The 23,402-nt window shown below is 61.0% G+C and carries 21 protein-coding genes; 1 reads left to right on the forward strand and 20 read right to left on the reverse strand.

Going from position 1 to position 23,402, the window contains the following annotated elements:
• Positions 1-155: 155 nt before the first annotated feature.
• The gene (locus tag F560_RS0111385; RefSeq protein ID WP_019005863.1) at positions 156-1,052 is read left to right on the forward strand and encodes an AraC family transcriptional regulator; all 897 of its coding nucleotides are present in this window, start codon (positions 156-158) and stop codon (positions 1,050-1,052) included.
• Positions 1,053-1,098: 46 nt separating this feature from the next.
• Here the strand turns inward: F560_RS0111385 and F560_RS0111390 are convergent, their stop codons facing one another.
• The 20 genes from F560_RS0111390 to F560_RS0111485 all read right to left on the reverse strand — a co-directional run bounded on the left by F560_RS0111390 (position 1,099) and on the right by F560_RS0111485 (position 23,102).
• Positions 1,099-2,130 (reverse strand): mannose-1-phosphate guanylyltransferase, encoded by a 1,032-nt coding sequence (locus F560_RS0111390; RefSeq protein WP_019005864.1) that lies wholly within the window; start codon positions 2,128-2,130, stop codon positions 1,099-1,101.
• A 146-nt stretch (positions 2,131-2,276) separates the two neighbouring features.
• Complete coding sequence (locus F560_RS0111395; RefSeq protein WP_169449900.1) at positions 2,277-3,236, reverse strand: class I SAM-dependent methyltransferase; 960 nt, start codon at positions 3,234-3,236, stop codon at positions 2,277-2,279.
• Positions 3,233-3,958: an acylneuraminate cytidylyltransferase family protein gene (locus F560_RS24625; RefSeq protein WP_019005866.1), complete on the reverse strand. Its 726-nt coding sequence runs from the start codon at positions 3,956-3,958 to the stop codon at positions 3,233-3,235. The genes F560_RS0111395 and F560_RS24625 overlap by 4 nt, the downstream gene beginning before the upstream one ends.
• Positions 3,959-3,976: 18 nt before the next feature.
• Complete coding sequence (locus F560_RS0111405) at positions 3,977-4,984, reverse strand: Gfo/Idh/MocA family protein (protein WP_019005867.1); 1,008 nt, start codon at positions 4,982-4,984, stop codon at positions 3,977-3,979.
• Positions 4,985-4,989: 5 nt separating this feature from the next.
• Complete coding sequence (locus F560_RS23085) at positions 4,990-6,585, reverse strand: thiamine pyrophosphate-dependent enzyme (protein ID WP_019005868.1); 1,596 nt, start codon at positions 6,583-6,585, stop codon at positions 4,990-4,992.
• Positions 6,582-7,529, reverse strand: coding sequence for an NAD(P)-dependent oxidoreductase (locus tag F560_RS23090; RefSeq protein ID WP_019005869.1), 948 nt, complete (start codon positions 7,527-7,529; stop codon positions 6,582-6,584). The genes F560_RS23085 and F560_RS23090 overlap by 4 nt, the downstream gene beginning before the upstream one ends.
• Positions 7,530-7,568: 39 nt before the next feature.
• On the reverse strand, positions 7,569-8,879 hold the full coding sequence (locus tag F560_RS0111420; protein ID WP_019005870.1) for a nucleotide sugar dehydrogenase: 1,311 nt from the start codon (positions 8,877-8,879) through the stop codon (positions 7,569-7,571).
• Between the two features lie 15 nt (positions 8,880-8,894).
• Positions 8,895-10,046, reverse strand: a complete 1,152-nt coding sequence (gene neuC / locus F560_RS0111425) for a UDP-N-acetylglucosamine 2-epimerase (RefSeq protein WP_019005871.1) — start codon at positions 10,044-10,046, stop codon at positions 8,895-8,897.
• Positions 10,043-11,098 carry an N-acetylneuraminate synthase family protein gene (locus tag F560_RS0111430; RefSeq protein WP_019005872.1) on the reverse strand — a complete coding sequence of 352 codons (1,056 nt, stop codon included), beginning with the start codon at positions 11,096-11,098 and terminating at the stop codon, positions 10,043-10,045. Before F560_RS0111430 ends, neuC begins: the two co-directional genes overlap by 4 nt.
• A gap of 13 nt (positions 11,099-11,111) precedes the next feature.
• A complete protein-coding gene (locus F560_RS0111435; protein WP_019005873.1) occupies positions 11,112-13,031 on the reverse strand; it encodes a motility associated factor glycosyltransferase family protein in 1,920 nt (639 codons plus the stop codon).
• Between the two features lie 2 nt (positions 13,032-13,033).
• A complete protein-coding gene (locus F560_RS0111440) occupies positions 13,034-14,938 on the reverse strand; it encodes a motility associated factor glycosyltransferase family protein (protein WP_019005874.1) in 1,905 nt (634 codons plus the stop codon).
• Positions 14,922-15,245 (reverse strand): hypothetical protein, encoded by a 324-nt coding sequence (locus F560_RS0111445; RefSeq protein ID WP_019005875.1) that lies wholly within the window; start codon positions 15,243-15,245, stop codon positions 14,922-14,924. Before F560_RS0111445 ends, F560_RS0111440 begins: the two co-directional genes overlap by 17 nt.
• On the reverse strand, positions 15,235-16,167 hold the full coding sequence (locus F560_RS0111450; RefSeq protein ID WP_019005876.1) for a class I SAM-dependent methyltransferase: 933 nt from the start codon (positions 16,165-16,167) through the stop codon (positions 15,235-15,237). The genes F560_RS0111445 and F560_RS0111450 overlap by 11 nt, the downstream gene beginning before the upstream one ends.
• Positions 16,168-16,359: 192 nt before the next feature.
• Positions 16,360-16,725 (reverse strand): hypothetical protein, encoded by a 366-nt coding sequence (locus F560_RS0111455; protein WP_019005877.1) that lies wholly within the window; start codon positions 16,723-16,725, stop codon positions 16,360-16,362.
• A 107-nt stretch (positions 16,726-16,832) separates the two neighbouring features.
• On the reverse strand, positions 16,833-18,299 hold the full coding sequence (locus F560_RS0111460) for a glycosyltransferase family 4 protein (protein ID WP_019005878.1): 1,467 nt from the start codon (positions 18,297-18,299) through the stop codon (positions 16,833-16,835).
• Between the two features lie 52 nt (positions 18,300-18,351).
• Positions 18,352-19,302, reverse strand: a complete 951-nt coding sequence (locus F560_RS0111465) for a GDP-mannose 4,6-dehydratase (protein ID WP_019005879.1) — start codon at positions 19,300-19,302, stop codon at positions 18,352-18,354.
• A 26-nt stretch (positions 19,303-19,328) separates the two neighbouring features.
• Positions 19,329-20,444 carry a GDP-mannose 4,6-dehydratase gene (gene gmd, locus F560_RS0111470; protein WP_019005880.1) on the reverse strand — a complete coding sequence of 372 codons (1,116 nt, stop codon included), beginning with the start codon at positions 20,442-20,444 and terminating at the stop codon, positions 19,329-19,331.
• A 106-nt stretch (positions 20,445-20,550) separates the two neighbouring features.
• Positions 20,551-20,790 carry a hypothetical protein gene (locus tag F560_RS0111475; RefSeq protein WP_019005881.1) on the reverse strand — a complete coding sequence of 80 codons (240 nt, stop codon included), beginning with the start codon at positions 20,788-20,790 and terminating at the stop codon, positions 20,551-20,553.
• Between the two features lie 34 nt (positions 20,791-20,824).
• Entirely contained in the window at positions 20,825-21,967 is a 1,143-nt protein-coding gene (locus F560_RS0111480) for a CgeB family protein (RefSeq protein ID WP_019005882.1), read from the reverse strand.
• A gap of 31 nt (positions 21,968-21,998) precedes the next feature.
• Positions 21,999-23,102, reverse strand: coding sequence for a CgeB family protein (locus F560_RS0111485; RefSeq protein WP_245554838.1), 1,104 nt, complete (start codon positions 23,100-23,102; stop codon positions 21,999-22,001).
• Positions 23,103-23,402 lie beyond the last annotated feature (300 nt).

The following is a 23,402-nucleotide window of genomic DNA, read 5'->3' on the forward strand; positions in this document are numbered from 1 at the left end:
TTCCCCTTCCGAAGCGGTTGTTTTTACCCCCATCATAGTCCAGCGCGGAGCGGCATTACAGGGTCAAAACCCGCTTTTATTTGGACAAATCGTGCCTTTGCCCGCAGCCGTTGTGCTATAATTCGGATAATCATCCCACTAGCCGGAGGCGCGCCATGAAACGCAAGATGCCGGAAGGCACCCATAACAGCCTTGAAGGGCAAATGTACCCGGACATGCAAGCCGCCGTTCAAGTGTTCGCCGCCCATTGGCGCAAGGTCAACGCCGCCTGGACGTATCCGGAGCACGTTCACCCGCTGTTCGAATTTAACGTCGTGCTGGAAGGCAAACAAAAAATGGTCGTGAACGGGCAAACGGTTATCCAGTCGGAAGGGGATATTTTGCTCATTCGTCCCCAGGTGGCCCACCGTAGCGACGGCTCCGCGGAGAACGCCGGCATGGTTTATTTCAGCCTGCACTTCGACATCGACGATCCCGCTTTGAGAAGAATGCTGCTCGCCCGCGAGGAGCCGGTCATCGCGCCGGATTCTCCGCTCGGGCTTTCGCTTCACGAGATTTTCCGGTCCTATCTGCAGCCGCCGTCGCCGTCCGCGGACCTCTCGCAGGAGCGGCTCGTCGCCCAGCGCTCGGCCTTTCGCTTGTTTGCCGCGCTGTGCGACTGGGCGCTTGCGCAGAGCCGGGCGGAAGGAGGAGGGCCGCCGGAACGCGCCGCCGACCCCGCCCATACGCTGGCCGGCGCCATGGAACGAATGCTGCGCGAATCGGTGACGGGCCTTGCCGCCAAACGGACCGCCATCGAGGACATCGCCGCTTCGCTCGGCTATTCGCCCGCCTACTGCAACAAAGCGTTCAAGCAGGTGTACGGCGTCTCGCCCAGGCAGTACTTGTCCGGCCTGATCGTAAGGGAAGCGAAGCTGCTCCTGATGGACCGCCGGCTGTCCGTCGACGAGATCGCCGTCCGGCTCGGCTACCGGGACGTCTCGCACTTCAGCAAGCAGTTCAAGCGTTGGACGGGCATTTCTCCGCTCGGCTACCGCAGGCTGTCGCATTGAACGCCTAATAACGGCGGAGATATGCCGGTTTGGCGCCGAAGGCCGATCAGCTGCCGTCCGCATCCTCCTCCCTTTTTTCCATCACGGATTTGATCCGCTGATCCATCGTCTTGCGGCAGATCAGAATGCCGGCGGGCGTGGACACGACGATCAGGTCGCTCACCCCGATGAGCACCGTTTTCGGCGCATCGGAAAACACAATGTTGCCGGTGCTGTCCACCGCCTCAACGTTTCCTTCCATAATGTTGCCGTACCGGTCCGCGCCGCGGATGCGCTCCAGGGCCATCCAGTTTCCGACATCGTCCCACTCGAACCGGGCGGGGATCATAAAAATCCGGTCGGCCTTCTCCAAAATCGCGTAGTCGACCGATATTTTCGGCAGGCTTGCATACACCGTCTCGAGATGCTCTCCCGCCCCGGTCAGCGCCGCCCACATCTGCGGCTGATGAAGCGCCATGTAATAAGCGATCGTGGAAGGCCGCCAGGTAAAAATTCCGCTGTTCCAGTAAATGTTGCTGCGCCGGATCAACGACTGGGCCGTGCTCGCGTCCGGCTTCTCGATAAAGGACATGACGCGAAACACGTCATCCCGATACGGCTTCGGTTCGGCCTCGATATAGCCGTATCCCGTCTCCGGCCGGGACGGCACGATCCCGAGCGTCGCGATCGCCCGCTCTTCCCGCGCGACTTCCCCGCACAGGCGCAGCGCTTCCCCAAGCGCGTCCGCGTCCGGAATATGCTGATCCGAGGGAATGGCCACGAACGCTTCGTCCGAACCCCGGTTCAAAAAGTATAGCGCCGCAAGCGCGATGCCGGGAGCGGTGTCCCGCTGCTCCGGTTCTTCGATGAGCCGGTCCGCAGCGAGTTCCCGCAGTTGTTCCTTCACTAGCGCGGCATATTTTCGGGAGGTCGAAACGTAAATGTTCTCCTTCGGAAGCCAGGAGCGGAGGCGGCGGTACGTCAGCTGCAGCATCGTCTCTCCGCTTGCCGTCAATTCGAGAAATTGCTTCGGCTTCGCGTCCGTGCTTCTCGGCCAGAACCGGCTGCCCTTTCCTCCGGCCATAATCACCGCGTTCATCGGTATCACCCCTTGGCTATATATATGAAAGGGCGCGGCCGGATGGCTTGGACATTTCCCCCTGCCCGACGGCTTGAACCGCCTTTTCTCGCACCATTGCGCCGAACGGGCCGGAGCAAGGCGCGCTTTGGCAAAGGCGCCGCCGGCTATCCGTTCGCTTCCCGCTTCCTGCGGGCGATAAAGCCGATTTTCGACGTCATCCCAAGTTCGGAAAGCAGCTCTTTATACTCCCTGTTCACCCTAGCCAAGAAACCGTTCAATGCCGCCTCCGCGCGCCCGTCGGTCCCCGGCCGGACGGGAAACGCCGGCTCCCCCATGCCGTCCTCCGCACGCGGCTGCGGCCGGTCGCGAAGCACCCAGTTCAGATGGTTCACCAAATGATAATCTTGGGAATAAAAAAAGTCGCCTTCCAGTCCCGCTTGATCCAGCAAAATCCGCAGGCTCCGCTCGCTGAAGTAAAACAGATGCGCGCTGCGGAAATAAAACGTCCGGTAATTCGGCAGATCGAACGCCGATACCAGAACGTCCCGCAAGTTCGGCACCTCGACGTACAGGAGCCCGTCTTCCTTCGCGTAGTCTTTGAGCTGAAGCAAAAATTCCAGCGGATTGCCGACATGCTCCATCACCTGAAAGGCACAAACCGCATCGAACGACCGTTTCGCAAGCGGCGTCTCGGCCAGGTAATCCGTATATACCGGACATCCGCACCGCTCCGAAGCGAACTTGGCCGCCTCCGGGTCGATTTCGACGCCGACCGCTTCTTTCACCTTATCCTTTATATGAAACAAAAAGGCCCCGGACGAACAGCCGACGTCCAGAACCGCCGCATCCCGGCGCAAATATCGTTCGATTCGGGCGACCCTGTCCTGCTGGAATCCGACGGCGCTGTCGAACAGCCGCTCGGCGTCGGCCTGTCCGCGGACATCGGGCTTGTAGGCTTTCCGGTATTCGTTCCGATAGTACCGCTTCAGCTCAGCTTCGTCTTTCCGTTCTTCCAAAAAGCCCAGATCGCACTCCGGGCAGTGGAAAACGCGAAGCTTCTCCCCATTCCGCAGCCGGTCGGTCAACACCTTCGTGCGGTCTTGGCCGCATAACGGGCAGTTCACCGGTTTTCCGCCTCCTTCCTTTTTCGCAGGCGAAGCAAAAATGCCGCCCATTCGAGTTCGATCGGATCGTCGATATTCACAACCTCCCGGTCGATGAGCAGCGGCAGCGTGCGGTCCGTAATCACGTTCCGCTTGTTCAGGAGGCAATCTCTCGTCAAGGCGTAGCACACCCCGTTGCGCCAATACTTGGCGTCCAGCGCCTGCCTGTAGACCACCCCGGCGCCCTCCGGCTCGTAGAACGACAGCTTCGAGCCGTTCAGGCCGAAGATTTTCCGGGGATGGAACTTGGACGGCACGGCGCTCACCGTCACGACCGAATCCGCCCCGGACCGGATCAAAAGCTCCGTCGCCCGCTCCACATCCTCGGCCAGCCGCAGCGGGCTCGTCGGCTCGACCAGCAAAATGACGTCGAACGTCCGGCCGTAATGCTTCTCGGCTTCCGCAAGCGCGTGGACGGCCGTCTCGACGGCGCCCGCCGTATCCGTGCTCAATTCGGCCGGACGGACGAACGGAGCGTCAAGGCCGTAACGCCTTCCTTCCGCGATATACGCCGCCGAATCCGAGGAAAGGACCTTGGCGTCCAGCCACGGCAGCCGGCCCAAACACAATCCCGCATGGCCGATCAGCGACACCCCGGCCAGCCGGCGCATGTTTTTGCCTGGGATGCCCTTGCTTCCGCTGCGCGCCGGAACGATGGCAATGACGCTGCGATTCGAATACATGGCCGTCTCCCGTCCCGTTTAGGGGTCCAGCGTTACGGCCCGGTCGGATATGGAGCTTTGCCGGCACGCCTCGACGACCCGCAGGGCGTTCAATCCGTCCCGAAGCGTGCACAGAGGCTCGCAGCCGCCGCCGACCACGTCGAGAAAATGCTCCGCAAGCCGGAGAAACATCTCGTTCCGTTCGTGACCGAATCGAATCTCCTGCCAATCCCGCCCCGCTTCCAGGCCGATCTTGACGGCGTCCGGCTCGAAGCTCCACACCAGGCTTCCTTTTTCCCCGACGATCCGGATCGTTCTTTCATGAGGCCGTCCGTACAGGTCCAGATGAAGCCGCGCCCGAAAGCTCCCATCGTACGACGCCAGAATGTCCACATGATCGTCCGTTTCGATTTCAAGCGGGCTTAAGCGCTCGACTTGGGCGTAAATCTTCGACGGCATCCCGAACAGCCAGATCATCAGATCGATAAAATGGCTTTCGTCGAGCAGCGCCCCGCCGCCCAATTCCTTGCTCGCCATAAAGAAATCCTGATACCGTTCCCACGGATGCCAGTCCGCCAGATGCGCGCTCATGACAAAGTCGGCGTACAAGGGCTTGCCGATCGTGCCGTCCCGCAGCTTGCCCCGCAGGAAGCGGATGGAAGGCCACCATCTGTACGTATAGCCGACCAGGACGGCGGGCCGCGCCGGATCACCCGCTCCTTCGGCCGCGAGCCGCTCCGCTTCCGCGAAGGACGGGGCGACCGGCTTCTCCAGCAGCACCGGCTTGCCCCGTTTCAGGCATTCGGCGCACTGGGACACATGAAAGGCCGGGGGAGAAGCGACGACCACGGCGTCGAAATCGTCCTGGCGCCATGCCTCGTCCAGCGAGCCGAACGAATGAACGAGCTCCGCGCTTTTCGCCGCTTCTTCCAGCCGGTCCTTGCGGGGGTCCATGCCGGAGACGCGGCAGCCCAGAAAAGCGAAATTGCGCAAATGCCGCTTGCCGGCGGAACCGGTTCCGGCAACCAAAATATGCTTTGCAGTCATGCTTTTCACCTCAAATTCGCAGTCATCGACGTATAGCCGGTCTTGTCGAACGCCATTTCCATAAACAACGGCCCCGGAAAGTCCAGGTCCGCCCGTTCCAGCGCCCTCCGGAATTCCCGGTAACTTCGCACCCGGACCGCCTCCCATCCGATCGCTTTCATCGGCCGGTACCAGCTGGAACCGGCGATTTCGACCGGCTTGCCGCTGCCCGCCCTGGACGCCGCCGCCCGCCGGATCGAGCCGTAGCCGCCGTCGGACATATAGAGCACGAAGAGCTTGAGCCGAAGCTCGGCGGCCAGCCTCAGCTCGGCCCAATAGGGCCGGATGCCCCCGTCGCCGGCCAGGCAGACGATCGCGGCCTCCGGATGGGAGACGGCAAGGCCGATGGCGGTCGGAACCGAAGTGCCCATGAACCTTCCGTTGCCGCTCCCGCAATATTCGGAAGGCTGCCGCGCCTTCCACACCGTTTCGGCGATCGTGCAGAACAGCCCCGTATCCGATACGAGAATCGTCTCCTTCCCGTGCAGCCGCTCCTGCACATCCCTCAGCGCCAAGGCCGGCAGCCACGCTTCCCGGAACAGCTCGCGGTCCACCTCCCGCCAATAGCGGCGCAGAAGCTCCTCGCCCCAGGATTTGGCGGACAGGGCCCGGGCAAGCTCTTCCCCGGCGGCTTCCATATCGAACGGATGCGCGACCGCCGACGCCTGAAACCCCTCGCTTAATTCATGCCCGGCATTGTCCACAATCACGATCTCCGCCTCCGCGCGGATCGGGCGGACGACCTCCGTATTTCTAAGCCCGATGCCGACGATCAGATCCGCTTCCCGTAAAATGTTCCGCTCCGGCGACAGCTTCCCCGCTTCGCCGGTCACCAGCCCGCCGAAGAAAGCGCTGCGCTCGTCGATGCACCCTTTGGCCGCGGCCGTTGCCAGCACGGGCACGCCGAGCCGGTCCCAACGGATCGAGCCGAGCCGCCGGGCCGCCATCGAGCCGAGCACGACGGCCGGCTTGCGCGAGCGCTCGACCGCCTCGAGAATCCGCTCGAACGCCCGGCCGCCGTCCTCCCGGTGCGGCAACCCGGACTCGCCGTCCGGATGGGTCCGGATTTGGGGCTCGCGTTCCGGTTCGTCGGAAATGTCCAGATGGACCGGTCCCGGCGCCTCTTGGACGGCCAGCTCGGCCAGAAGGCCGACGCTGCGAAGCTCCCGGTCCAGCCGGGCGTACCCCTTCGCCGCCGGACCGCACAGCGCCGCGTGATCGGCCCGCTTGTGCATGTAATAGGCCGGAGCCGCCGAGGAATACGATTCGCTGACGGTCAGCGCCGGCCTCCCCTCGTACCGGTTCGAGAGGATGCCCGGAATGAAGTTGGCCAGCCCCGGCCCCTTGATCCCGATCGCGGCCGCCCGCAGCCGGCCGTCCCGGCAGCAGGCGCCGGCCATCAATGCCGCCGCCGCTTCGTGGGCGACCGGATAGAACGGCACGCCCGAATCCTCCAGGCAGGCGATCAGATCATAGCTGATCCCGCTTCCGGTGATGCCGAACGCATGCCTGACGCCCGACCGGATAAGCTCCCCGGCGAGCCGGCGCGCGAGGCCGCTCATGTCGCGCTCCCTCCGTAATGCTCGAGAATGCGCCCGCAGGCGAACGCGACCGCACGGTCGACCGCCTCCGGGCAGTAGCCGCCGATGTGCGGGGTAATGATCACCCGGTCCGATTGGCGGGCGTACTGCCACAGCCCGCTGCGGCGGACGTCCGGTTCGTCCGCCAGCACGTCGAGGCCGGCGGCGGCGATTCTACCGCTTCGAAGCGCGTGAAGCAGCGCCTCTTCGTCGATCACCTCGCCGCGGGACGTGTTGACCAGAACGGCGCCCGGTTTCATTTTCCCGATGTTGTCCGCCCCCAGAAGGCCCTTCGTTTCCTCCGTCACGTGCACGTGGACGCTGACAAAATCCGAAACGGCCAGCAGCCGGTCCAGATCGGCGCGCTCGGCCCACGGCGGAAAGTCGCCCGCATAGGGATCGTAGCCGACCACCTTCATGCCGAACGCGTCCGCGTATTTCGCCATCCATGTCCCGATGCGGCCCATGCCGATGATGCCGAGCGTTTTGCCGCGCAGCATGACGCCCGGAAACCGCTGACGGTCCCAGCTTCCCCGCATCGTATCGGCGACCGCGCCCCTCAGCCGTCTTGCGCACGCCATCAGCAGCAGCCAGGAATGCTCCGCCGCCGGCGTCAGCCCGCGCAGAAATTCGGTCTGCCCCTGCAGGGTAAGAAGCGGAATGCCCCGCCGCCGCAGCGCCTCGCGGTCGATATGATTCGCCCCGGTGGTCGCCGTCGCGACCAGTTCGAGCCGCTTCGCGTTCATAATCGTCTCGGCGGTCAGCCTGACTTTCATCGAGGCGTCCAAAAACACGGCGCACCGCTCGATTTCGGGAAGCAGCGACTCCGCCCGGTCCTCGGCGGCGCGAATGTCGAACCGCCCTTTCAGCGCCTCCTCCACGATGCGAACGCTATGGGACGGCCCGCTGTAAACCAATCGTTTCAATCGATCACTTCCTCGCCGGCCGGCCGGACAGCCGTTTTTTTACTTGGCGCCAAGCCTGTAGACATGCTGATCCTTTAGCCCCGCTGCGGCGTTGCGGCAATCGAATACGGCCCGCGAATGCCGGACGACAAAGCCGAAATCGTACGACCGGTGAGCCGTCAAAATCACGACGCAGTCGTATCCGGACAGCCGTTCTTCGGTAAGTTCCGGGATCGAATGCCGCTTGATGCCGCTTTCGTCCGTAAACGATTCGATATAAAAATCGTGATAGTCCACCGCCGCGCCCCTGTCCGCCAGCAGGCCGAAAATCTCGAGGTTGGGCGATTCGCGCAGGTCGTCCTGATCCGGCTTGTAGGCCATGCCGAGCAGCAGCAACCGCGAGCCGGCCAGGCACTTGCCGTAATCGTTCAGAATTTCCATCAGCCGATGAACGACGTAACGGGGCATCGACTGGTTCGACTCCTGCGCCAATTCGATGAATTTGCTGTAAAAATGCGCGCGCTTGGCCCTCCACGCCAAAAACAGGGGATCGAGCGGAATGCAGTGCCCGCCGATGCCGGGGCCCGGGTAGAACGGCATGAACCCGAACGGTTTGGACGATGCGGCGGCAATGACTTCCCAGATGTCGATGCCCAGCTCTTCGCTAAGCCGCGCCATCTCGTTGACGAATCCGATGTTGACGCTCCGGAACGTATTTTCGAGCAGTTTCGTCATCTCCGCCGCCTTCGGGCTCGAAACCGTCACGACGCGGTCCGCGACCGTTTCGTACAGCGCTTTTCCGGCCGCAAGGCAGGCGTCCGTCGTGCCGCCGACCACCTTCGGGGTATTGCGGATGCCGTACTTGCGGTTGCCGGGATCGATCCGCTCGGGAGAATAGCACAGATAATAGTCCTGCCCGGGGACATAGCCCGCCTGGCGGAATTCCTTCTCCAGGCATTCCTCCGTCGTCCCGGGATACGTGGTGCTTTCGAGCACGATCAGCATTTGCGGATGCAAGCGGGGCTTGATCGTCTCCACGCTCGCCTGAATGTAGCTTAAATCCGGCTGCTGATTGTGCTTGATCGGTGTCGGCACGCAGATGACGACGGCGTCCGCCAGCGCAAGGGCGTCGGGCTCGCTGGCAGGCCGAAGCTTTCCCGACGCCACGGCTTCCTTCACGCGCTGCGGCGGCACGTCGCGGATATACGACTTGCCCTGCCGGAGAAGCTCCGTCTTTTCCGCGGAAACATCGATCCCGTATACCGTAAACCCCGCTTCCGCAAATTCGAGAGCCAGAGGCAGCCCGACGTAACCCAGGCCGAGAACGGCAACGGAAGCGGACCTGCCGCGAATTTTATCCAGTACGTCCATACCGGCACTTCCTTTTCAGGTTCCTTTGACATAGGCCAGCTTTTTCTGGCTGTAGGGCTTAAGCGTCAAGATCTGATCCACGATCCGCGCCGACACGCCGGGTTTGCCGTACAGCTCGCTGGCCGGATATTTTCCGTGCGCAAGCTGCGCCCGTATCGCTTCCGCAATCGCCTGCCTGACCGGTTCCACCCGCCGGACCGCTTCGGACCACTCCCTCCCGTCCTGCCGGGAGCCGACCAGCACGACCGGCGTCCCGACGAAGGAAGCCTCGCGGACGAAGCTGGAGGAATTGCCGACGCAGCAGGCCGCCTGCCGCAGCAGCGGAATATAATCCTCCGGCTCGAAGTTTTTGAAGGCGCGCAAGGGGATCTCGCGGTTGAATTCGCGGAAACGGCGGATCGCGCCGGAGACGGAATCGGAGCCCGCGTCGATGTTGGGCCACAGCAGCACGATTTGCGCGCCCGTCTCGCGAAGAGCCAGCAGCAGCTGCTCCATTTGGGCTTCGGCGTCGGCGAATTCGGTGGTCACGGGGTGGAACAGCGCCAGCAGATACGGCTTGCCGAAATCGATGGGCGCCCCGACGCCCGCGTCCGCGATCCGTTCGGCCGGAATATCCGCCGCCGCACTTGCGACCACATCGGCGCTCGGACAGCCGAACGGAAACACCGTCTTCGGGTCTTCTCCCATCCTGACGATGTAGCGTCCCGAACGCTTCGTAGCCGGAAAATGGTAATGGGACAGCTTCGTAATCGCATGCCGCGTCGCTTCGTCGATCGAACCGGTCACTTCTCCGCCTTGCAGATGAATCAGGCAAATATTCTGGTACGCCGCGGCGATAGCGGCCGCCAAAGCCTCGTAGCGGTCGCCGATCAGCAGCACGAAATCGGGAGCCAACTTGCGAAACGCGCTGGAAAACTCGATGATGCCGAGGCCGATCGACTTCGTCATGGTCGCGGGCAGCGAGCCGTCGATTTCCAGATACACCTCTTCGTCAACCGGAAAGCCGTCCTCCAGCACGACCTGCTTCGCTTTGCCGAACCGGTCGAGAAGCATCGTTCCCGCGCAGACGACCTGCATTTCGATGTCCGGGCGCGACCGCATTTGGGCCATGACCGGCTTCAGCCGGCCGTAGTTGGCGCGGTCGACCAGGACGACGGCGATTTTCACCGCGCGCTCCCCCCCTCATCCGCTTCGAAATCGGATTCGCGGAACGGATGGTTGGCCGCTACGCCATGCCGCAGCGTTTTCCCGATCAGGTCGCCCAGGCGGCTGGGCGGAATGCCGCCTCCCGGCTTTTTGGCGGCGATCATCCCCTCCTGCAGCACGGTGCCTGCCGGAAGGTCCTCGCGCGCCACGAGGCTGCGGTAAAAAATCGCCCGCATGTCCCGGTACCGGTAGGCGGCCGCTTCCTTGTCGATGGGGTGAGCCAGCATCTTCTCCATGAACGAGACGCCGTCCGTCAGCAGTTTGAGCTGCTCCATCGTGAGGGAAGCCGGTACATCCGGACCGAAGGCCTGCTTGGAAAACGTGACGTGCACCTCGATCATCGACGCGCCCATCAGCGCGGCGGCAAGACCCGGGTAAATTTCGCCCGAATGATCCGACAGGCCGACGGGGCACCCGTACCTGTCCCTGTAAAACGGCAGCAAATTCAGGCCCACCTTTTCCGGCGGACACGGGTATTCGGACGTGCATTGAAAGACGAGATATTCGCTTCCCGCCGCCTGAAGCCATCCGACGCACGCATCCAATTCCTCCAGCGTGCACAGACCGGTCGACACCAGAATCGGCTTGCCGGTCCGGGTCATCCGGTCGATCAGCGGCTTGTTCGCGATTTCGCCCGAGGCCACTTTCCAGAACGGAACGTCCAGCTCTTCAAGCCAGTCGACGGCAAGCGGGGAAAACGGCGAACTGAAGAAGATCAGGCCCCTTTGCTCCGCGTGCTCCTTGAGCCCTTTCCACTGCTCCTTCGTAAACTCCATCCGCTTCCAGTAGTCGTAGCGGGTTGCGTCCTGGCGGCTGAATTGGACTCTCCAGGGCTCCTGCGGCGTGCTTTCCTCTTCGGCGATATGCGTCTGGAACTTGACGGCGTCTGCGCCGGCATCCGCCGCGGCGTCGATCAAGGCGTGCGCCGTGCCGAGGCTTCCGTCGTGCGCCTGCGCGATTTCGGCTGCGACGAGACATTTTTTCTCCGTGAAAAAGGACTGTAAGGACGCCATGTCGTTTCCTCCCTTACCGTTCGTACCCGCGGGAGCGAATGCGGCCGGCCGCGATCCGGATGTTGCGGGCAAGGCTTTGGCAAAGCGCGTTCAGACCATCGAGCAGCTCGGCTTGAGCTTGCATCGCCTGCCGGAACTTCCCGGGAGAATGAATGGGCCCGAGTTCGCCCAGCTTGTGAAATCCGGCAAACAGAACCGGCTGAAAATGGGTCAAGTGCAGATCGGGATGGAGAAAATCCGAAAGAACGCCGCGGGCGTTATCGGCGGCAAACCGGCGCAGCTCGGCGAAGCGGTCCGATTCCGGTTCCGGAACGCTGCCGCGCATGAGCCGCTCGCATTCGCTTTGCCTTGCGGCGGTCCGCCGCTCAAGCGCCCGGTAGATCGCGGCGTACTTCTCGAGTTCGGCCAACAGGCGCTTGACCCGCCTTTGGCGGGCCGGGATGTCGAGCGTTTGCCGGCTGTCGCGGATGACCGCATGCAGCTTGTGCGGCAGCGGCTTTGGGCAATGCGTCCGGATGACGTCCGCCAGCGGCGCGCACACCGTCCCCTTGATGGCGGCGCCCGCTTCCGTCGTGTTGATGACGGTGACCTGCGGATGTTGCTCGATCATTTGGACGAGCAGCAGCTTGAAGTGATTCCACTTCGCGTTGGACCGGATGATCCGGCCGTCGTTGCTCTTCACGTAAACCGCGGGCTGCGCTTTCAGCATGGCCACGGTGTCCTGCTGGTCCGCTTCCGCGTATACGGACTGCCTGCTGTGGGTCGATCCGTCCGGGCCGTAAGCGAGATCCTGCCCGACCAGCACGATCGGATTCGCTCCCATATACAGGGCGGCCTCAAAGGCGAAGTGCGCCGAGCTCTTGCCGCCGAACAGCGCGCTTCCGTCGCCTACCGTCCGGTTGAACAGCAGGCTGTCGGAATCCCGGCTGCGGAAAACGGGAATTTTCGGCCCCGGGAACGACCGGAAAATCCGCGGGTCGATGACCGCAAGTCCCAGCAGGGCCAGCTCTTCCGGATACCGCTTGTTTTCGAAATGCCGGCGGTAGCTCTTCTCCGTGCGTTCCAGGACGCATACCGCATCCGGCACGATCCCGTTTTTCATCAGCGGGGCAATCGCCGATTCGCTGCACAGGATCAGCCCTTTTCCAACCGCCTCCTTCAGCTCCGGAATCGCTTGGTCCAAAGAAGGGCCGTTCGCGATGACAAAAGCCGGAACGTTGTCAAACCGGTTTTTCAAACAGCTCAGGTACGGGTTTTCCAGCACTTCGTCCAGATTGTCGGCCATATGGTGAAAGCCCAGGAGCGTATCGGAGGGGTCGTTGCCGAATTTTTTGGTTTGCAGCGCCAAAAGCTCGAAAAGCTGCGTGTGCAGACGGATGTACGTCTGTTTGAACAACCGGGCCCCCGGCGCGAACGCGACGGACGGAGACGTCAGATAAAACAGGTCGGGCTGCGAAATGAATCGGGCAAATTCCTTCGAAAGCTCCGGAAGCGGACCGGCGAAAAACGCGAATTTGCCCGTTTCGAACAAGGGCGCCAGATCGAATTCCCGCAGCATGGCGATAAACAAATGGAGATCCGGCTCGAACACCAGAACCTGCGTTTCCGGCTGTTTGCGTCTCATCATTTCGAGCAGGGGATAACCGAAGCCGCACCCGTATACAAACAGCGTTCCGATCTCCCGAAACGGGATTTGCCCGCACCACGTCTCCGCCTGGGCGACGGGATCGGTACTGGTGATCCGAACCGCCCTTCCTTCCTCGATATACCGGCATACCGGATAACCGTCCTTCGGCCGAACGATCTCGATCCGCCGCTGCGTTTCCTTCGGGTCCGTGCGCAGAATCCGCTGCTTTAACGGTTCGTGAAGATATTGCAGGTTGCGGGCAAAACGGTCGTTCCGCCCGGAACCGCCGGACCGCGTCCCCGCCATGTTCACGAGCCTCCGGACGAGAGCTTGCCGATCGCGATCCCGATATTCCGGACAAGGCTTTGGCAAACGACGGTCAAATGATCGAACAATTCGTGATGAACCAGAAACAGCTTGCTCCATTTCCAGGGAGCGCCGGGAGGACCGAGCACGTTCATTTTGTAAAATCCGGCCATGATGACTTGCTGGAAATACAGAATATGCATGTGCGGAGACAGAAATCGGATGAAGTCCCGGAGATTGCTTTCGTACGCCTCGCGCAGCTCCCGCTCGATGCCGGCATCCGCCGTTTCGCACCGGTCCAGCAATCGTTCGCATGCGCGCTTTCTTCTCTCGGTCCACAACCCCAGCGCATGATAAATCGCCCTATATTTTTCGAGCTCGGCCCGCAATCGTTCGCGTTTGCGGTTTCTGTCCTTCATATCCAGCGCTTTCCGGTTGTCGCTGATCACCTCGTGAAGCCGCCGCGGCAGCGGACTTGCGCAATGCGTTTCGATCACGCTCGCCAGCTTGCCGCGTCTCGTCCCCTTGATGGCGGCGCCCGCTTCCGTCGTATTGATCACGGTCGTCTGCGGGTTCCGGGCGATCATCTCCTCAAACATGATCTTGAACTGGTGCCAGATCAGGTTGGAACGGATCAGGCGGCCGTCATTGCTTTCCACGTAAACCGCGGGCAGCGATTGCAGCTTCTGCACCACGTCCTTCTGCGCCGCCTCGGCGTATACCGACTGCTTGCTGTGCGTCGATCCGTCCGGTCCGTATGCGAGATCCTGCCCCACCAGCACGATCGGATCGGCCCCCATGTACAGGGCGGCTTCAAAGGCGAAATGCGCCGAGCTTTTGCCGCCGAACAGCGCGCTTCCGTCGCCGACGATTTGGTTGAAAAACGTGCTGTTGGACTCGGAATCGCGAAAGACGGGAATTTTGGGCCCCGCAAAAGCCGGGAAAATTCGCGGATCGATGACGGCCAGCCCAATCAGGGCCAGCTCCTCCGGATACCGCTTGTTGTCGAAATGCCGTCGGAAGCTTCGTTCGGAGCGCTCCGATACGAACACCGCGTCCGGCACGATCTGATTTTTGACGAGCGGGGTAATCGCCGATTCGCTGCACAGAATCAACCCTTTGCCCTTCGCCTTTCCCAACTCCGCTATAGCCTTGTCCAACGACGGGCCGTTGGCGACGATGAAGGCGGGAACGTTTTTGAATTGGTCCTTGATACAGCTTAAATACGGGTTTTTCAGCACTTCGTCCAGATTGTCGACGATATGGTGGAATCCCAGCAGGGAATCGTAATGGTCGTTTCCGAGTTTCTCCAGCTGCAGCATAAAGAACTCGAACACGCGCTCATGGATATGGAGGCATTCCTTCTTAAACGGCCTGGAGCCCGGAGCGAAGGCGATGGACGGAGCCGTGCAGCCGTGGAACACATCCGTCGACAACAGCCGCTCGAACTCCTGGGCAAAGTCTTCGTAGCTCCCGACGAAAAAGGCGAACTTCTGCGTGCGGAACAACGGCTCCAGGTCGAAATGCCGCAGCATCGCGATGAACAGATAAATATCGGGCTCGAATAGGAGCACGACGGTTTCCGGCGGTTTCCGCTTTGCGATTTCCAGGAGAGGATACCCGAATCCGCAGCCGTATACGAACAGCGCGCCGATCTCTTCGAGCGGAATCTGATCGCCCCACGCCTCCGCCTGGCCGACCGGGTCGGTGCTGTTGATGCGGACGGTTGTTCCCGCCCGCTTATACCGGCAAACGGGATGCCCTTCCCGCGTACGGACAATCTCGACCCGCCGCCGGACTTCCTCGGGCTCGATCTGCCGGATACGCCGCTGCAACGGCTCGTGCAGAAAAGCTAAATTTTTCGAGTACAAGTCGTCCTGTTCTTTCTCGTCAGCCCGGTTGGCCATCACCCGTCGTTACAGCCTCCTTTCTCCATTCGCGGACAAGCGGGATCAGCTTTCCTTCCAACTCATCGCCGATCGCGATAATATCTTGGTTCCGGATATGTTGACTCAGCTCTTCCAGACAGGAGACAAGCGCCGCATTCCATGTCTCCGGGTTGCCGGACAACCGGTCCGCCATGCGCTCCAATTGTTCCAGCGCTTGAGTAAACCGCTCGTAGCCGGCGTAATCGTTATCCCGCTTCCATTCCAGGACGCAGGAAACCAGCAGCCCCTCCACGTTCTCCAGCGTCTTCGCGAGGCTAAGCTCCATGCGAATCCCCGTCCTTCCGGTCCGGTTTTCGTTTGCGGATGGCCGCCAGGCCGTACCCGTAATCGGGATATTGATCGCTGAGCGGCAAGGTCTCGCATTCGATCTCGCAATCGGGAAAGAGCCGCGCGAGCTCCTCGCGTCCCAATCCTTTGGTCGTATACCGCAGGTAAGGCTCCAGTCCTTTCTCGGTGCCGGGAAGAAAATCGAACGTCACGATCAACCCGCCGTCGCCGAGCGCTCCAGCCAGCTCCTGCGCCACGCGGCTCCGCAGTCCGTCGTCCAGAATGTGCATGAACAGGCCGAACGCCAAAATCAGATCGAATCGCTTGCCTTGAAACGGCCGTTCGTCCGCAAACGCGTTCTTAAACGCGATGCCCGGGGGCGAAAGCCGACTGGCGCGTTCGAGCATCCAGCCGCACGGTTCAAGTCCGGCCAGCCGCTGGACATCGGCCCCCCACTTCGCGAAGGTTCTTAACCAATGCCCGTCCCCGCAGGCCGCATCCAGAACGTGAAGCCGGTCCCACCCCTGCAAGCCGGATTTGGCAAGCCGTTCCGACAATCGGCTCTCCTTCAGCTGCCGCTTGAATATCAAATAAAACTCGGATACGTGCAGTTGCCCCTCCAGCCATTCTTTCAGCCGCTCTTTTTCCTCGGCGATGGCCTGCAGCCTCGTTTGGTTTTCCAATTCCCCGGCGTCCGGAACGAACTTCTTCCAGCCGATCCGTTTATACCACATCAAATGCTCGATAATATCGTCGCGCTGATTCTTCATCCTCGCTTGCCAGATTTCCATCGTTTTTCCGATTTGGTTCCAGTCTTCGGGAGACCATAGAACGCTTTCCAGTTGCCGGGCATCCTGCCTGATCCGGCGCAAGAGGTCTCTTGCCTTGTCTTCGTAGTGCGTTTGGTCTTCAGCCCCCAACGGTTCTTCCCTCCTTGGATCCGCGCGGGGAATCTGTCGTTCTTGCCGCTCGCGCGCCGAGTTTGCGTCTGCTTTTACTTTATGCATTCGGCCGCGACAGGTGATTTCGGTTCGTACGTGCCGGTGCGGCCACCGGCCAAGCAAAAGGACCGCCGAAGTTCGGCGGTCCTCCTCCGAGCGGAGAAACGTTGATTACGGATTTTCCGTTGCGCTGCTTGCGGTGAACAATTCTCCGGCGAAAATGCGCTCAGTTGCAGTGCCGCCCACCAATGTAATCTCCGGAACCATATTCGGGTTCGAATAGCGGACCTCGACCGCAAACTGGGCTACCGTAGACGTCACCGTAAATCCGGTTGTCAGGGCGTTGTTCGCGAGAAGGGCGAAAGCTGTTTGCGTAAGCGCGGTTTTGAAACCGGAGAGCGGAACCTCCCAAATGATGATGTTTGCCGTGTTGACGCCGAGATCGTCGTTCATCGTCGTTACCGTCACGCTGACGCTCGTCGTCCCGTCCAGCGAAGCTCTTGGGATCGCTCCGGTCTTGTAAACAAATACTGCCATGCGTAGTCACCCCCATTCTGGATGGTATACAGCAATATATTCAGACAAGCCGGTGCTTGATCGGGCCTTCTTCCCTGGTCATTGCAACCAAATTCAGAATTTCGGGATCAGTACCAGCCAATCTCCTTGAGCCGCTGCTTGATCATCTGTCCGACCGCCCGGGGCGAAAACTGCGTCCGGATCGTTTCCTGCCCTTTGGCCGCGATCGCGTTCCGCCACTCCGGGTTATGGACAAGCTCCCGCATATATCCGGCGGCCTGGGACAGATCCGGATCGGCCCAGATCTGGTGCGCCTGGTACGGACCCCAAATTTCGCCCACATGAACCATGGAAAAGTTGACGGGGCAGGAATTTTCCTCGTTCATAAAATCCGTATTGCCGGACCAGTTCGTGCCGATGACCGGTTTGCCGAGATACATCGCTTCCGCAAGGCCCAAACCGAAGCCTTCCGCCCGGTGCAGCGACACATAGCAGTCGGTGCTGTTCAGCAGCGAATTGACCTCGATCCGGGAGAGCACCCGGTCAATAAGGAAAATGTTGCTGTGGCCGGCGATGAGCGGACGCAGCTCTTCGATATCTTCGGGCCTCAGGCTCGAATTGTTGACTTTCAGCACGAGACCGACGCGCGGATCGTCCTTGTCGAAGGCCATCTTGAACGCCTCGATCGCGCCCTGCGGGTTTTTGCGGGCCGTCGTGCTTTGCAGGTCGTACATCATATAGAAAAGATAGCGGTCTTGCGGGAGCCCGAAGGCTTCCCGGTTCAATTCGGGCACGACGTCCACATGGATGCTGTGCGGAATCCGGAGCACGGGCACATTCGCTTTCTGGGAGACGACGTGTTGCACGTATGTTGTCGGAGCCCAAACCTCCTGAACGTAATTGAAGCCGCTGCAGAATTCGTCCGGGAATTCGGGCAGCTCCCAGTGCCAGACGCCGATATTGTAGCGGTTGTGCCACAATTCATGGCCGAAATAGTTATGGCAGTGGGACAGGGCGTCGGCGTTCATGTGAAAAATGTTGACCTTGTATTGCGGTTCCGCGATTTCCTTATGCGCCCATGTCAAGTCGCTCATGCCCTCGGAAATGACTTCCTTGTAATCGAGAATCCCGAAAGGCATGTTCACGGCGGAGAGCGATCTTGCGGCCAGCCTTACCGATTCCCCGAGGCCGAGCTCGGCTCGCAAAAATCCGATCAGGTTGACGCCTCTGCGAAACCCGGGTTCGCCCTGCTCCTGCTGCTCGTCCTCCGGCTCCTCCGGCGGTTCCGCCCGCAGCTCGGATTCCGCCGGCTGCAGCGCCGCTTCCGCAGGAGGGACGCGGCGCAGCCGTTTCGCTTTTCCCGCTCTTCTTGTTTTCCCCTTTTTCCTGGCGGCTCCGGAAAGCCGGCCTTTCCGCTTCCGGCTCCGCGTCCGGACCGAAGACTTTTTCAGCCGCAGCGGCCGGGCGGATTTTAAAGTTTTCTTGCGTCTTGCGGATTTGACGGCATGCTTCTTCGTCTTCGCCAGCTTCCGGCGAAGCTTGACCGGTCTTCTCCTTCTCCCGGCCCTCGTTTTTACTGCCGCGCTTTGTTTCAAGCGTCTCATCCTCTCTGCTCGATTTTGATCGAAGCTTCCGGGGCGGCCTCCTTCACGGCTGCGCGCGCCAGAAGTCCAGCAAATCCTTCAGCGACTGCGTTAACGGAATTTCCGGCTTCCAGCCGGTCCGCCGGTAAAACTTGGAGGAATCGCCGACCAGGGTTTCCGCATCCGCAGGGCGGAGAAGGCCCGGGTCCTGTTCCACCTGAATCGCCGCCCTGCTCGACGCAAGCAGCAGTTGAAGAATCTCGCGGATGGGGCGGCACGTTCCCGAGGCGATGTTGTAGATTTCCCCCGGCTCGCCGTACTCCAGCGCCAGCCAATAGGCGCGAACGACGTCCCGCACGTCGGTGAAATCGCGCTTGGCGTCCAGATTGCCGACGCGGAGCACCGGCGGCATGTCGCCCTTCTCGATGCGGGCGATTTGCCGGGCAAAGCTTGAGGCGACGAACTTCTCGCTCTGCCTCGGACCGATATGGTTGAACGCCCGGGTCGCGACGATATGAAGGCCGCAGCTGCGGAAGTACTGGCCGCCCAGAAATTCCTGCGTCACTTTGCTTACCGCATAAGGGCTGAGCGGCCGAAGCGGATTCGTTTCCTTGATCGGCGCCTCGTGAGGCCATATGGCCCCGTACGCCTCGCTGGAGCAGGCGATCTGCATTTTGCAGTCGAGACCGTGGCGACGGACCGCTTCCATCAGGTTGATCTGGCCCGCGATATTGTTCTGGATCGTCTCGAGCGGCGCGCTCCATGACGCGGGAACGGAGCTTTGCGCCCCGAGATGGAAAATCAGATCGGGTCTGAGCGCCTTGACGAGCCTGTCGACCGAAACCGGATCGCGGAGCTCGCATTCCGCAAGCCGGATGTCTTGGCGGATGCCCCGGATGTTGTCCAGCCTGCTTCCGCTTCTCACGGTTCCGTACACTTCCACGTTCTGCCGGAGCAGATACTCCGCCAGATGGCTGCCTGCGAAGCCGGTGATTCCGGTGACCAACGCTTTCATCGATTCGCCTCCTCTTTCCCCCGCGTTTATTCCAAATCGAGGTCGACTTCGAAGCCGCCCTTTTTCAAATGCTCCGCTTTCCGGGCTTCGTTCAAATCCGCGGCCACCATTTCCTTTACGAGCGACCTCAGGTCGTATTTGGGGGTCCAGCCCAGCCTTGTCCGGGCTTTGGCCGGGTCTCCGAGCAGCAGATCCACTTCGGAAGGCCGGAAATACCGGGCATCCACCGCCACGATTTCGCGGCCGGCCGGAAGCTGGAATTCGGGAAGGCGGCAGGAACGGACGATCCCTTTTTCGCTTAGGCCGTTGCCTTGAAACACCACCTCGATGCCGAGCTCGTCGAACGCGAGCCGGACGAATTCCCGGACTTCCGTCGTCATGCCGGAGGAGATGACGTAGTCCTCCGCATCCGGCTGCTGCAGCATCAGCCACATCGCTTCCACGTAATCCTTCGCGTGTCCCCAGTCGCGCTTGGCGCCCAGGTTGCCCAGGTACAGCTTCTCCTGAAGGCCAAGGGCGATCCGGGCCGCCGCCCGCGTAATTTTGCGCGTGACGAACGTCTCGCCGCGAACCGGGCTTTCGTGGTTAAACAGAATGCCGTTGCACGCGTACATGCCGTAAGCTTCCCGATAGTTTACGGTAATCCAGTACGCGTACAGTTTGGCGGCGGCATAGGGGCTGCGGGGGTAAAACGGCGTTTTTTCGTTTTGCGGCACCGCCTGAACAAGCCCGTACAGCTCCGACGTCGACGCCTGGTAAAATTTCGTTTTGCCCGCAAGTCCCAGAATCCGCAGGGCTTCCAGTATTCGCAGCGTTCCGATTCCGTCGGCGTTGGCCGTATATTCCGGGGACTCGAAGCTTACCTGCACATGGCTCATCGCAGCCAAATTGTAGATTTCGTCCGGCTGCACTTCCCGAATGAGACGAAAGAGGCTGGCGGTATCCGTCAAGTCGCCGTAGTGCAGAAAGAGACGGGCGTTATGCGCATGGGCGCCCCGGTACAAACGGTCGATTCTTCCCGTATTGGCGAGCGAACTTCTGCGCCTCAGCCCGTGGACGATATAACCTTTGGCCAGCAGCAATTCGGCGAGATAGGCGCCGTCCTGCCCGGTTATGCCGGTGATCAAAGCGACCTTGCTCATGAGCATCTCTCCTTCGTCCGATGATGGGCTTCACGGTCTGCCCGCATATAAGGGCGCTCCGTCTGGCGGTCCGTGCCGCCGGCGGAAAGACGCTCCGGCCGGACGGTCAGCTTGCGGGACGGCTTCCGTCCTCGAGCCCCCGGGCAAAACCGGCTTGGAAGCCTTCGTTGTAACCTTGGTTGAAAGCCGAGGTATATCTCTCCGCATAGTTGCCCGCTCCTGCCTTGCGTCCCCGCCGCCGGCGGGCCGAAGCCCGGACGGACCGCTTGCGGAGGACGCGGGATGCGGTCCTTCCGCCGCGGGCCGCTTTCCGCTTCCGGACGCGGCGTTTGCGAAAGCGCGCCATCTTGTCACCTCCCGTCCCGTTTTCCGCCTTGCCGTCAGCCGAAGACGATTTGCATCATTTGCGCGAGCCGTTTCGGATACGTATGCTCCTCCAGCGTGCGGCGCAGAGCCCGCAGCGCAATTTCCTGCCGCTCGCTGTCATGGGTCAGGAAATATTCGCTGATCTCGATCAGCTCCCCGACGGATGAATACGTCAAAATCTCCTCGCCCGGCTTGTAAAACCGGCTCATGTCGTCGCGGGTGTCGGCCACCTGCAGCGTGCCGCACGAAGCGATTTCAAACATCCGGGGGTTGGGCGAAGCGGCGGGAATGTTGCGGCTGTTGAAGTTGTACGTCGCATCGTCGTGCGCTCTGTGCATATTGATGACAATGCGCGAACCGTTGTAGGCCAGAGCCGTTTCTTCCGGCGATAGCCAGCGGTTCAGATCGATGTTCCGCTTAAGAAGCGGGTAGTGCTTTAGCCGGTCCCACCAAAGCCCGCAAATGTAGATCTTCTTCTCCGACAAGTAAGAAGCCAGCTCGTCGAACGACCGCACCCGGTTCCAATAGGCGCTGCCGATGAAGCAAATTTCTTTTCGCTGCACGAGATCGAGATGAACGGGACGAAACTTGCGGACGTCGGCCGCAAACGGGAGGTAATGAACCTCCCTGCAGCCCAGCCGGCGGTACAGGTCGAGGCAGTTCAGTTCCAGCGTAAACACGTAGTCGAAATGCGGCGCCAGCTTATCCGTCATGTCTGTATAATAGGGGTCGTCGGTAAACCAGATCGCCGCCGGTATGCCGGCCTGGCGCAGGCGGTAGACCGACTGCAGGTCGAGATTCAGGCCTTCCAGCATAAGCACCAGGTCCGGCTTCTCCCGGATCGCGACGGAGGCGAGCTCGGTCTTGACCTTGGGGTTTAGTTGAAAAATCGCCACCTCCCGCACGACGGCCTTCAAGCCGTCGATGATCGCCTCATCGAGCGGCGAATACGGGTAACCTTTGCCCGAAGTGACGTACAGCACCTTCACGTTCCACATTCGCTGGGGATGAACGGGCGTCTGCCGGAAAATCGCTTCGCAGCGCCCAAGATGATAGCCGTAATGATGACCCGTCAAAAAACCTTCTTCCCTTTTTTGTCTCACCATCGCTTCCGCATGCGGTACCGCTTCGATTCGCCTTCGGCGCGGTTTGGCCATCGGTCCCCCTCCTTTTCGCCCAAATGATCGCCTAACCATCTCCGAACACCGTCCCGAGCAGTCGGTCCAAGCGATGGGCGTAGGTATGGTCCCGGCGGGTGCGCATCAGCGCGTTCCAAGCGATTTTGCGCCGTTCGCTTTCATGGTTCAAGTAGTAGCGAATCCGCTCCCGGGCTTCACCGGGCGAAGAGAAGACCGCAATCTCTTCGCCCGGCGCATAATGAAGCGGCAGATCCTCGCGGACGTCCGTCAACTGCAGCGTCCCGCATCCCGCGATTTCAAACGTTCTCGGATTGACGGACCTCCCCGGCAGTCCGGCGGTGTTTTTCGGCTCAGCCGTATGCCGGTGCACATTCAGGACGATCTTTGCCCCCGCGTAATACCGGGCGCATTCTTCGGCCGGCGTGTAGCCGAGCCGGATTTGTCCGGCCAGAAGGGCATATCGGGTCAAGCGGGCATCCCACAGACCGCCGGCGATGACGACCCGCAAGCCGGACAAAAATCGGGCGATCTTGTCGATAAACGCGGCCCGGTTTTCAAAGGCCGTTCCAATAAAGCACACGTCGCTGCGATATCGGGGGTCGACATGCGCGGGCCGGTACCGCGAGACGCTGGCCGCTAGCGGCAGATAATGAACGTTGGCGCAGCCGATGCTGCGGTACCAGTCCACGCAGCCGATTTCATGCGTAAACACGTAGTCGTAATGCGGAGCGATCGCCGCCGTATCCTGCGTGAAGTACGGATCGTCGGCGAACCAGACCGCGGTTCGCACCCCCATCGCCCGAATGCGGTCCACTTGCTCCAGATGGTTCTCGGGAAACACGTGAAGCCCGTTCATGACCAGCACCAGATCCGGCCGGCATTCCCGCGCCTGTTCCGCCATCGTCTCGGGATTTCCCGCGATCGGTTCGGTTACCGTTTGTCCGAGTCCTTCCATCACGCCATGGTCGACCGATTCGAAGCCTTGCGGAATATACAGCACCTTCAGCTTGCGCGGTTCCGCCCGGAAGCCGGGCGTGCGGCGGCCGATCGCTTCGCACATGCCGAGAAAATAGCCGTCGTTCCAACCCGCTCTAAAACCGGCGCTTCGGCCGTTCGAACCCGCTCTTGCCGATGTCCGCGTATCGGATTTCAATTTTAACCCCTTTTCCCGCTTTGGCATTTGCCGCACATCACCTCGCCTTTCAGATCGGGCGACCGACATTTATCCCCATAGTATTAGTGGACGAGAGTCACCTGTAACGGCACTTGTACAGAGGCGCCAATCATTGGGCGGCGCGGAGTCCAGGATAACGGTTCCTTTTCGATGTTCGCTGCCCCGTCAATTCTGATATGCCCAAAAAAACAGCCCGGAGCCGCAAGCGTATCCACCGCTTGCAACTCCGGGTTTTGTCTTCCGCCAAATTCGCATTCGGCTATTCTGGATTGGGTACGG

It is taken from the genome of Cohnella laeviribosi DSM 21336, from assembly GCF_000378425.1.
Taxonomy (GTDB): Bacteria; Bacillota; Bacilli; order Paenibacillales; family Paenibacillaceae; genus Cohnella; species Cohnella laeviribosi.